Here is an 11146-nt window from a genome sequence, read left to right on the forward strand (position 1 = left end):
TTCCTTGTCAGCGCGCGGCGGGTGCCGCATCAGGGGTTTCTTCTTCGCCACCGGTGCCGAGCAGCCGGTCGAGCTCGGCGGCAGCGCGGTGCGCGTCGGCCACGGCCAGCAGGTGCTGGTTGCGCACCTGGAACAGCGTGCGCTGCGCATCGAGCGCCTCGAGAAAGCTGAACTTGCCGAGCTCGAAGCCTCTGGCGGCGGCCTTGTAGGCGGCTTCGGCGCCGGGCAGTGCATCGCGCTGCAGGGTCAGGGCGGTGGCGCGCGCCGAGCGCAGGCGCTCGGTGGCCTGTGCCACGTCGGCGCCCAGTTGCAGCTCGGCCGCGGCGAGCTCGTCGCGCGCCTTCTCTTCGCGGCTCAGCGCCTCGGCCACATTGCCGCGGTTGGTGTCGAAGATCGGCAGCGGCACCGACAGGCCGACCACCACCTGATTGCGGCCGCTGCCCATGCCCTCATCGGCCGGCACGCGCTTGGCGCCCAGCGACACGGTGACGTCGGGCACGCGCCGGGCCTGTTCCAGCTCCGACAGCGCCCGGCGCCGCTCGACCTCGAGCCGCGCCTGCCGCAGCACCGGCGCCGCGGAGAGTCGGCCCACCACATCCGCAGCAGCATCAGCCGGCAGCCGGTCGAGCGCGCCGTCCGCCTGCGTGAAGCGCGGGTTCGGGTTGCTCCAGAGCGCGGCCAATTGCTGGCGCGCCGAACGCAACGCGCCTTCGGCCTGCAGCAGCTCGACGCGGATGCCGGCTTCGGCCACGCGCGCGCGGCTTTCTTCCAGCGGCGAGACCTTGCCGGCCGCCACGCGGTTGGCGGCGGCGCGGGTCGCCGCCTCCGCAAGCCCCACCGAATCCTGCGCCAGGCGCAGGCGCTCCTGTGCGGCCAGCACCTCGAAGAACAGCGTGATCGCCGATGCGCGCAGTTCGGAGCGCCGCGCGAGCAGCGCCGAAGCGGCCTGGTCGCGCGCGCGCTCGGCCGCCGTCACGCGGGCCGCGCGCTTGCCGCCCAGCTCGATGGGCTGGTTCAGCTGCAGCGTGGTGGTGCGGCTGCCGCGGCGCAGGTCTTCCACCTGCGCGTCGAACACCGGATTGGGCCAGGCACCGGCCTGCAGCACGGCCGCATCGCTGGCCTCGCGCTCGCGCGAGGCGGACGAAAGCCCCGGGTTGAAGCGCAGTGCGAGCGCGAGCGCGCTGCGCAGGTCCAGCGGGCCGGCGGGCTCCGCCGTTGCCGCGGCCGCGTGCCGGATCGGCGAAGGGTTGGAACCGGCAGCGGTTTGTGAAAATGCCGGGGGTACCGCCAAGGCCATGACGGCCAGCGGCACGAAGAGCGTGCGCATCGAATTCTCCTGGGTTGCAAAACAACGGGCGGACGAATTCGGCGAGAGGGCTCAGCGGCTGATGTCGGGTATCAGGGATGGGGGTGCTTGTTCTCTCGCCGAATCAAAGGGCGAGAGGCCACGCAGGAGGCACGGGCACTTCGGAGATGTGCGAGATGAAATGCTCGGCGGGCACGGCGCGCAGCACCTGCGCGATGGGCAACGGCGCATGCGCGCGATCGGCCGCCGATGGCAGGTGTTGCGCCTGCCCCAGGTGGCAGGCGGCGCAATCGCCGAGCACGGCATTGGGCGGGGTGCCGGGGCTCTTCTGCGCATCGTCGGCGCGGGAACCGTCCGCGCTGCGGTCCGGCTCGTGCTCGTGATGGCCCCAGTGGCCTGGCTGCGCATCGCGCTCGTGCTGGCAATAGGCGGCCGAGGCCGCCCAGCTGAACTGGAACGGAAGCACAAGCAGCAAGAAGATCAGAAGCCAGCGGCGCATGGAGCAAAAAGTATATCGGCGGCATATGGCATGCTGGCCTGCAATGCCCCTGCGGTTTGCAGGTTGCGGCGCAATGTACGACAGGCGTGCGGCTTTTGCCCGTCGCTCTGATTACGAATTCGTAACCTGCGGCGCCAACGCCCCATCGTTAACATCCGTCGATGCGAATTCTGGTCATTGAAGACGAGCCCAAGCTGGGCGACTACCTGAAGAAGGGCCTGGAAGAGAACGGCTACGTGGTCGACATCGCGCGCGACGGCATCGAAGGCCGCTACCTCGCCACCGAGGGCGACTACGCGCTGATCCTGCTCGACGTGATGCTTCCCGGCATCGACGGCTTCGCGGTGCTGCAGGCGATCCGGCGCACCAGCAACGTGCCCGTGCTGGTGCTCACCGCGCGCGACAAGGTCGAGGACCGGGTCAACGGCCTGCAGCAAGGCGCCGACGACTACCTCGTCAAGCCCTTTTCCTTTTCCGAGCTGCTGGCGCGCATCCAGGCGCTGCTGCGCCGCGGCAAGCCGCAGGAGTCCACCGTGCTGCGGCTGGCCGACCTGGAGCTCGACCTGGCCAGCCGCAAGTGCTTTCGCAACCGCACGCGCCTGGACCTCACGGCCAAGGAGTTCACGCTGCTGGTGGTGCTGCTGCGCCGCCGCGGCCAGATACTTTCGCGCAGCACGCTGGCCGAGCAGGTGTGGGAGATGAACTTCGACAGCGACACCAACGTGGTCGAGGTGGCCATCCGCAGGCTGCGCAGCAAGATCGACGATCCCTTCGACGTCAAGCTGCTGCACACGGTGCGCGGCATGGGCTACGTGCTCGAGGATCGTTCCTGGTCGTGAGCCCGGCACGGCCGCACTCGATCCGCAACCGGCTCACCTCCTGGTTCGCCGCGCAGGCCTTCTTCTGCCTGAGCGTGGCCTGCCTCGCGGTCTACCTGGTGACGGCATGGAGCTTCGGCGAAAAGCAGGACGGCGAGCTCGAGCACAAGGCGCAGCTGGTGCGGCACCTGCTCGAGGAAGGCGAGAAGGACGGCGACCTTTCGTTCCTGCGCCACAAGCTCGAGGACTTCTTCTCGCTGCAGGACGACGTCAGGCTCTCGATTGCGCGGCAGTCCGACGGCAGCGTGTTCTTCCGCTCCGAACCGCCCGCGGGCGGACGCTGGCTCCAGCGCGACTTCGTGCACACCTGGGGCCAGGCAGGCGGCGGCACGCCGCTTTCGATCCGCATCGGCATCGACGTGGCAAGGGACGTGGTGCTGCTGCGCCGGCTTGCATGGACGCTGCTTGCGGCCGCCGTGCTGGGCACGCTGCTGGTCTCGCTGACCGGCGCGCAGCTGGTGCGGCGCGGGCTGCGGCCGCTGGAGGCGCTGGCCGAGCGCACCGCGGCGCTGACGCCGGACCACATCAACCAGCCCATCGATGCATCGGCGTTCGCGCGCGAACTGCACCCGTGGATCACGCAGTTCAATGCCCTGCTGCTGCGCGTGCAGAAGGCCTATGTGCAGCTCGAATCGTTCAATGCCGACGTCGCGCACGAACTGCGCACACCGCTCGCCAACCTGATCGGCACCACCGAGCTTGCGCTGTCGCGCCCGCGGCCGAACGACGAACTGCAGGCCGTTCTGGCCTCCAATCTCGAGGAGGTCGGCAGGCTCTCGGGCATCGTCACCGACATGCTCTTTCTCTCGCAGGCCGAACGCGGTGCGCCGCTGCGCGTGAAGGCAGGCACGAGCCTGGCCGCGCAGGCGCGCGACGTGATCGACTTCCACGAAGCCATGCTCGAGGAAGCCGGGCTCCGCGCCACGGTCACCGGCGAAGCCGTGGCCGACGTCGACGCCTCCCTGGTGCGGCGTGCGCTTTCCAACCTGCTGGGCAATGCGATCCGCTTCGCGGCCCCGGCATCGAGCATCGGCATCGAGATCGGCAAGGGTCCGAACGAAGCCACGCTCAGCGTCGTGAACCGTGGCGAGCCGATCGCAGCCGAAACGCTGCCGCGCCTGTTCGAGCGCTTCTACCGCGCCGATCCCGCACGGGACAGGTCGGCGCGCCACCACGGCCTGGGGCTCTCGATCGTGGAGGCCATTGCGCGCATGCATGGCGGACGCGTGTTCGCCTCGAGTGCGAACGGCGAGACCCGCATCGGCTTCGCGGTGCCGCTCGCGCGCTGACGGCGCATCACGGCTTGGCGCGCGCCTCGGCCTCTTCGGCCCCGGTGGGGGCCTTGGCGCGCCCCATCACCAGGTTGATGAGCGGCCCGGTCATCGCGGTGGTGACCAGCGCCATCACCAGCAGCATGGTGAAGAGCTCGGGGCCGATCAGGCCGGCGTCCAGCCCGATCTTCATCACGATGAGTTCCATCAGCCCGCGCGCATTCATCAGCGAACCGGTGGCCAGGCTGTCGCGCCATCCGTAGCCCGCCATGCGCGCGCCGATGGCGCCGCCGGCCAGCTTGCCGATGGTGGCCACCGCGACGATCAGCAGCATGGCGCCGATGCTCGCGCCCGAGAAGGCATTGGTGGTGGTGCCGAGCCCGGCGAGCGCAAAGAACAGCGGCATCAGCACGACGATGGAAATCGGCTCGATGCGCTCGGTGAGCGAACTCAGCAGGCGGTCGTCGCGTGGCAGGCAGGCACCGAACAGGAAGGCGCCGAACACGGCATGCAGGTGCAGCCATTCGGTCACCATCGCGCAAGCCAGGAGGCCGATCATGAGCGAGGCCATGACCGTGGTCGACGGTTCCCCGTCGGGTGCGCGCGTGCGCAGAATCCATGCGAAGGCCGGCTTCAGGCCGAAGAACAGCACGGCCAGCAGCACGGCGACGCCGGCCGTGGTCTTCAACAGGCCCGTGTAGCCCTCTCCCGCACCCGCGAGCGCCACCACCAGCGCCAGCAGGATCCAGGCGAACACGTCGACCACCGCCGCGGCGCCGAGCGACAGCTGGCCGAACGGCGTGCGCGCGAGGCCGCGGTCCTTCAGGATGCGCGCCATCACCGGAAAGGCCGTGATCGACAGCGCCGCGGCCATGAACAGCGCGAACGGCCAGAAGCCCACGCCCGCGGGCGCCAGCGCCGGATGCAGCGCCGGCGAGATCGCGAGGCCCAGCACCATCGGCACGATGATGCTCAGCGCGCCCACATAGCCAGCCGCCTTCAGCTGCGCACGCACGCCCTGCGTGGCCCGCAGTTCCAGGCCCACCACGAACATGAAGAGCACCAGGCCCACCGTCGAGAGCGAAGACAGGCCTTCGAGATGGCTCTTGGAAAACAGCTGCGCATGCAGCGAGGGAAACAGCGCCCCCATGACCACCGGCCCGAGCATGAGGCCCGCCGCCATTTCGCCGACCACACTGGGTTGGCCGACATGGCGCAGCACCCAGCCGCAGATGCGCGCGGTGCTCAGGATGACGATGAGTTGCAGCAGGAGGGAAGTGGCGGACATGGAACCGGGGACCTGGGGTGAGCGGAGCAGCCGATGTTAGTTTTGTTCGGGCGCCTCGAACCAGCGGTCGGCCCATTGATTGAGCGGCTTCAGGCGCTTGACGAGCTCGCTGCCCGATTCGGTGAGCACATAGCCCGCATCGGCCAGCGCGACGATGCCACCCGCGCGCAATTCCTTGAGGCGGTCGTTCAGCACCGAAGGCGACATGTCCCCCGTGCTCGTGCGCAGCGCCCTGAAACTCTGCGGCAGTCCATCGCGCAGCTCCCACAGGATGCGCAACGTGCCCTTGCGGCCCAGCTGCTCCAGCAGGCGCATCACCGGGCGGCGGGATGCGGTCGCGCCCGCTTGTTCTTGCGAGCTTTCAGCGTCGTTCATGCCTGTTTTTCCAAAGTGGTCGCGTCTGCCCTTGCGCTACGCATTTCGTAGCGATAGACTGAGTCGATCGCTACGGATTTCGTAGCGATTTCAATCGCATTCTACGAAGGATCCGACCCATGCCCAACCTCGCTGCGCCTACTGCCTCCGCGCCCCGCATCCCACCGCTGGAAGCGCCCTTCCCCGACCCCATCGCCGACCTGCTGAACCGGATGAATCCGCCGGGGCGCGCCGACATCCTCGCGCTGTTCCGCGTGCTGGCCATCAACCCCGAACTTGCCGAGCGCACGCTGGGCCTGGGCCGCTACCTGCTGGGCCGGAAGGCGGCCATCGGCCTGCGCGACCGCGAGGTGGTGATCACGCGCGCCTGCGCCCGCTGCGGCGCCGAATACGAATGGGGCGTGCACGTGGCCGCCTTCGGCGATGCCGCCGGGTTCAGCGCCACCGACCGGCGCGTGATGGCGTCGTCGGCCGAAGACGTGGCGCTGCTCGCCCCGCGCGACCGGCTGCTGGTGTCGATGGTGGACCAGCTGCACGACACCAGCCACATCGATGACGCGCTGTGGGAGGCGCTGGGCGCCCACTGGAGCCCGCCGCAGCTGATCGAGCTGATGATGCTCGCGGGCTGGTACCACGCGGTGAGCTACGTGTGCAACGCCGCGCGCGTGCCGCTGGAGGAGTGGGCCGCGCGCTGGTGAATTTCCTCAATCGGTCTTCGGGGAGCGCATCAGCCGCAATCCGTTGGCCACCACCAGCAGGCTTGCGCCCATGTCGGCAAACACGGCCATCCACATGGTGGCGCTGCCGAACACCGCGAGCACGAAGAACACCGCCTTGATGCCGAGCGCCAGCGTGATGTTCTGCCACAGCACCGCATGCGCGCGGCGCGAGAGGCGGATGGTTTCGGGCAGGCGCCGCAGGTCGTCGTTCATGATGACCACGTCGGCCGCTTCCATGGCGGTATCGGTGCCGGCGCCGCCCATCGCAAAGCCGATATCGGCCTGCGCGAGCGCGGGCGCATCGTTGATGCCGTCGCCCGCCATGCCGGCCATGCCGTGGCGCTGCTGCAGCGCCTTGATGGCATCGAGCTTCTCCTCGGGCAGCAGGTTGCCGCGCACGTCATCGATGCCCGCGTGCAGGCCGATCGCCCTGGCCGTGGCGGCGTTGTCGCCGGTCAGCATCACGGGCGTGACGCCCAGCGCGCGCAGCTCGGCCATGGCCGCCTTCGAAGAAGGCTTGATGGTGTCGGCCACCGCGAACAGCGCCAGCACGGCCTGGCCGGAGGCCAGCAGCGTGACGGTGCGCCCCGCTTCCTCATGCTGCTTCAGCTCGGCTTCGAGCGCGGGGCTGCACAGCCCCTGCTCTTCGATCAGGCGGTGGTTGCCGAGCACATAGCAGCGGCCTTCGTGCACGGCCTGCACGCCGCGTCCAGGCAGGGCCCTGAAGTCGCCGACCGGCTGGTGCTCGCGCTTCAACCCGTCGGCAATGGCCTTCGACACCGGGTGGTCGGAGCGGCCCGCGATGCTCGCGGCAATGGCAAAGATCGCGGCTTCATCCGCCGCGGGATCGAGCAGGCGCGACGCGACCAGCTTCGGCTTGCCTTCGGTGATGGTTCCCGTCTTGTCGAGCGCCACGGCCTTGAGCCTGCGCGCCTCTTCGAGGTAGGTGCCACCCTTGATCAGGATGCCGCGCCGCGCGGCCGAGGCCAGCGCGCTCACCACCGTGACGGGCGTCGAGATGACCAGCGCGCACGGGCACGCGATGACCAGCAGCACCAGCGCCTTGTAGATGGCCTCGGTCCAGCTCCAGCCCATGAGCCAGGGCGTGAGCAGCGCCACGGCCATCGCCAGCACGAAGACCGCGGGCGTGTAGACCGCCGCGAACCGGTCGACGAAGCGCTGCGTGGGCGCACGCGTGCCCTGCGCTTCCTCGACCGCATGGATGATGCGGGCGAGCGTGGTGTTGGCCGCCACGGCGGTCACGCGGAATTCGAGCGCGGCCGCCTGGTTGATGGTGCCCGCGAACACCGGGTCTCCCACCGTCTTGTCGACGGGGATGCTCTCGCCCGTGACCGGCGCCTGGTCGATGGCGCTCGCGCCCTCGGTCACCACGCCATCCAGCGGCACGCGTTCGCCGGGCCGGATGCGCACCACGGCATCGAGCGCCACCGCATCGGCCTTGGCGGTCTTCCAGCTGCCGTCGGGCTGCCTGACCTCGGCCAGTTCGGGCGCCAGCGCCAGCAGGCCCTGGATGGCGTTGCGCGCGCGATCGACGGCGCGCGCCTCGATCAGCTCGGCAATGGCATAGAGCGCCATCACCATCGCCGCCTCGGGCCATTGCCCGATCAGGAAGGCGCCCGTGACCGCCACGGCCATCAGCGCGTTGATGTTCAGGCGCCCGCGCAGCAGCGCGGCAAAGCCTTTTTTGTAGGTGTCGAGGCCGGCCAGTGCGATGGCCGCGAGCGCGAGCCCCATCTCCGCCGCCATGAACCCGGCGCCCTCCGGTGCGAGAAAGGAAACGGCCTCGGCCGCGATGGCCAGCACCAGCGCGGCAATGAGGCGCACGAGGCCGCTGCTCATGCCCGCGATGCCTGCGGGAGCGGCCACCGGCTGCGCACCGTCGGCTGGGCTGCCTGCCGCGTCGTTCAGCGGCTCGGGCTTGAAGCCCGCCTTGCGGATGGCATCGAGCGCACCGGGCAAGGCGCCTTCGTCGGCCGTGATGGCCATCGTGCGTTCGCCGAGCCGAAAGCGCAGCCCCCGCACACCCGCGACCGGCTCGAGTGCGCGCCGGATCTCGGACTCTTCGACCGCGCAGTCCATCGTGGGAATGCGAAAGAGCAAGGCGCCCTTCGGAATGTCGGCAGGGGCCACGGCGACGGCCGGCGAGCCGCAGCCCTTGCTGCCGCAGCAGGCCGTTTCGGCAGCGGCCTGCGCATGGGGCTGAGGATGCGGCGTCATCGATTTCAGGGCATTCTGGTTCGTCATGAATCCGATTGGAAACCCTGAAGCAGGTGTAGAGTCAAACGACGATTCCTCCACTCATTCATCTTGCCGCATCATGAAAATCGGAGACTTGGCCAAGGCCGCGAACACGCCGGTCGAAACCATCCGGTACTACGAGCGCGAGCAGCTGCTGCCCGAGCCCGCGCGCACCGAAGGCAACTACCGCATCTACGACGACGAGCATGCCCAGCGCCTGGGCTTCATCCGCCGCTGCCGTTCGCTGGACATGACGCTCGACGAGATTCGCAGCCTGCTGAGGTTCCGCGATGCACCGGGCGAAGACTGCGGCGAGGTCAACCAGCTGCTCGACGACCACATCGGCCACGTGGCCGCGCGCATCCGCGAGCTCAAGACGCTGGAGAAGCAGCTGAAGGCGCTGCGCCAGCAATGCTGCGGCGCCGAATCGGCGCGCAACTGCGGCATCCTGCAGGAGCTGGACACCGCCGCGCCCGTAGCCGAGCCCTTCGGGCAGCACGCGGGGCATGTGCATGGGTCGCTGCACAGTGCGGCGTCGAAGCGTTCGGCTTGAGTTGACGTAGTTTCAGGGCGCGCTCCCGCCGACGGGGTACCTTGCTCCGCGAATGTCCTCCGGCCTGCGGCCTCCCCCTTGATTTCGCTGCGCAAGGCACCCCATCGACGTGATCGTTATTCAGAGCGGCCGTTGATCGGCCAGCACCGCAGCCGCGCCTCACGGGCACAGGGCATCGGGTGCTCCCCGCAGCGAAATAAAGGAGGAGCCGAAGGCGGGGGACATTCGCGGAGGGGAGTACCCGGTGTCCTGTGCACGCGCCCTGAACAAGAGCGTCCGAACACAAGCGCCCTGAACCGTCACTTCCCGATCAGCTGCGTCAGCTTCTCCGCCTCGAAGCTCTCATCACGCGCCGCGTCGCAGGGCACGCAGTCCTTGGTGCCGGGATGCGCAGACAGCTTCTCGATGGCCTGCCACAGCAGCGCGATCTGGTGTTCCTGGCCCGCGGCGTTGTCGATCAGCCCGCGCATCGCCTGGCTCAGCGGGTCGTCGTCCTGCGTGATGCCGTAGGCAGAGAACTTCTGCGGCGCGGCCACATCGGCGCTCTCGCCGGCCTTCGACGGGATGATGCGCGCGGGAATGCCCACCGCCGTCGCCCCTGCCGGAACCGGCTTGATGACCACCGCGTTGCTGCCGATCTTGGCGCCGTCGCCGACGAGGAAACCGCCCAGCACCTTGGCCCCCGCGCTCACCACCACGTTCTTGCCCAACGTCGGATGCCGCTTGGTGCCCTTGTAGAGCGAGGTGCCGCCCAGCGTCACGCCCTGGTAGATGGTGCAGCCGTCGCCGATCTCGGCGGTTTCGCCCACCACCACGCCCATCGCATGGTCGAAGAACACCCGCTCGCCGATCTTGGCCGCCGGATGGATCTCGATGCCCGTGAGCCCGCGCGCCACATGCGCGATGAAGCGGGCCGGCCACTTGAAACCGTGCGTCCAGCAGGCGTGCGCCCAGCGGTGCAGCACCACGGCATGGAAGCCGGGGTAGACCGTGATCACTTCCCAGGCGCTGCGCGCGGCCGGGTCGCGTTCGAGGATGCACCGGATGTCGGCGCGCAATCGAGAGAACATCGCAGCCTTTGTTGTCGTTATATCGATAGGGCCGCGAAGTCTAAGGCCGGCCGTCTTCGCGCATCGCCGATGGGGTTTTGTCAGCCGTTGCGCGGCCCGCGGGCCGCATCGGCCATCGCCTTGGCAATGCCGCGCAGGATGTGGATCTCCTCCGGCGTGGGCTGGGCGCGGTTGAACAGCTGCTGCAGCCGCGGCATCAGCTTCTTCGGTGCCCCGGGGTCCAGAAAGCCGATCTCGACCAGCGAACGCTCCCAGTGCTCGAGCATGCCGGCCACCGCCTTGGCATCGGCCGCCTCGATGGGCGCCGTGGCATCGCGCACCTCGTAGCCGCCCAGCGCAAGCCGCCATTCGTAGGCCACCACCTGGATCGCAGCCCCGAGGTTCAGCGAGCCGAACTTCGGATCGGTCGGAATGCTGAGCGCCACATTGCAGCGGTAGACGTCTTCGTTCCGCATGCCGAAGCGCTCGGAGCCGAACAGGAAGGCCACGTGCTGGTCGCCCTGCTTCGCCAGCGGCTCCAGGTGCTCGCGCGGGGTGCGCGTGGGCGGGCCGAAGTCGCGCGGGATCATGGCGGTGGCGCACAGGTGGGTCACGCCATCGAGAGCTTCGTCCAACGTTTCGACGATGCGGGCATTGGCCAGCACGTCGAGCGCACCGCTCGCGCGCTGGATGGTTTCCTCGCGCCGCAGCACGTTGGCCCACCTGGGCGCGACCAGCACCAGGTCGTCGAAACCCATGGTTTTCATGGCGCGGGCGGCGGCGCCCACATTGCCGGCGTGGCTGGTCTGGATCAGGATGAAGCGGGTGCGCATGGCGGGGTTGGGAGACACAAGGCGGCGGAGCCGGTAAAATGCCCGATTCTCGCCGCCCGCATCGCCGGACCGCAGGGTCGCCTCCAGGGGACCTACCCCACCGCTCTTCTCACAAT

11 protein-coding genes are annotated in these 11146 nt (G+C 69.0%); 4 read left to right on the forward strand and 7 right to left on the reverse strand.

Annotation, left to right across the window (positions count from 1 at the left end; translation table 11 throughout):
- Window positions 1–7 precede the first annotated feature (7 nt).
- Together RZE77_RS18620 and czcI are read right to left on the reverse strand one after the other, a co-directional pair.
- Window positions 8–1327, reverse strand: coding sequence for a TolC family protein (locus RZE77_RS18620; RefSeq protein ID WP_319438718.1), 1320 nt, complete (start codon window positions 1325–1327; stop codon window positions 8–10).
- Between the two features lie 103 nt (window positions 1328–1430).
- Window positions 1431–1805, reverse strand: a complete 375-nt coding sequence (gene czcI, locus RZE77_RS18625) for a cation efflux protein, CzcI family (protein WP_319438719.1) — start codon at window positions 1803–1805, stop codon at window positions 1431–1433.
- A 161-nt stretch (window positions 1806–1966) separates the two neighbouring features.
- Here czcI and RZE77_RS18630 point away from each other — a divergent pair, with 161 nt between their 5' ends.
- Both RZE77_RS18630 and RZE77_RS18635 read left to right on the forward strand, forming a co-directional pair.
- Window positions 1967–2644, forward strand: coding sequence for a heavy metal response regulator transcription factor (locus tag RZE77_RS18630; RefSeq protein WP_062366367.1), 678 nt, complete (start codon window positions 1967–1969; stop codon window positions 2642–2644).
- A complete protein-coding gene (locus tag RZE77_RS18635) occupies window positions 2641–3972 on the forward strand; it encodes a heavy metal sensor histidine kinase (protein WP_319438720.1) in 1332 nt (443 codons plus the stop codon). Before RZE77_RS18630 ends, RZE77_RS18635 begins: the two co-directional genes overlap by 4 nt.
- Window positions 3973–3979: 7 nt before the next feature.
- Here the strand turns inward: RZE77_RS18635 and RZE77_RS18640 are convergent, their stop codons facing one another.
- Window positions 3980–5242 (reverse strand): cation:proton antiporter, encoded by a 1263-nt coding sequence (locus RZE77_RS18640; RefSeq protein ID WP_319438721.1) that lies wholly within the window; start codon window positions 5240–5242, stop codon window positions 3980–3982.
- 36 nt (window positions 5243–5278) lie between these two features.
- Complete coding sequence (locus RZE77_RS18645) at window positions 5279–5617, reverse strand: winged helix-turn-helix transcriptional regulator (protein ID WP_319438722.1); 339 nt, start codon at window positions 5615–5617, stop codon at window positions 5279–5281.
- A 119-nt stretch (window positions 5618–5736) separates the two neighbouring features.
- Between RZE77_RS18645 and RZE77_RS18650 the strand changes: the two genes are divergently transcribed.
- Entirely contained in the window at window positions 5737–6315 is a 579-nt protein-coding gene (locus RZE77_RS18650) for a carboxymuconolactone decarboxylase family protein (protein WP_319438723.1), read from the forward strand.
- Between the two features lie 6 nt (window positions 6316–6321).
- Here the strand turns inward: RZE77_RS18650 and RZE77_RS18655 are convergent, their stop codons facing one another.
- Complete coding sequence (locus RZE77_RS18655; RefSeq protein ID WP_319438724.1) at window positions 6322–8601, reverse strand: heavy metal translocating P-type ATPase; 2280 nt, start codon at window positions 8599–8601, stop codon at window positions 6322–6324.
- Between the two features lie 73 nt (window positions 8602–8674).
- Between RZE77_RS18655 and cadR the strand changes: the two genes are divergently transcribed.
- Window positions 8675–9148, forward strand: coding sequence for a Cd(II)/Pb(II)-responsive transcriptional regulator (cadR, locus tag RZE77_RS18660; protein WP_319438725.1), 474 nt, complete (start codon window positions 8675–8677; stop codon window positions 9146–9148).
- A gap of 299 nt (window positions 9149–9447) precedes the next feature.
- Here cadR and cysE read toward each other — a convergent pair whose 3' ends face one another.
- On the reverse strand, window positions 9448–10218 hold the full coding sequence (gene cysE / locus RZE77_RS18665) for a serine O-acetyltransferase (protein ID WP_018906334.1): 771 nt from the start codon (window positions 10216–10218) through the stop codon (window positions 9448–9450).
- An 80-nt stretch (window positions 10219–10298) separates the two neighbouring features.
- On the reverse strand, window positions 10299–11030 hold the full coding sequence (locus RZE77_RS18670; protein WP_319426874.1) for an RNA methyltransferase: 732 nt from the start codon (window positions 11028–11030) through the stop codon (window positions 10299–10301).
- Between the last annotated feature and the right edge of the window lie 116 nt (window positions 11031–11146).

It is taken from the genome of Variovorax sp. SPNA7 (genome assembly GCF_033807855.1).
GTDB classification, from domain to species: domain Bacteria; phylum Pseudomonadota; class Gammaproteobacteria; order Burkholderiales; family Burkholderiaceae_C; genus Variovorax; species Variovorax beijingensis.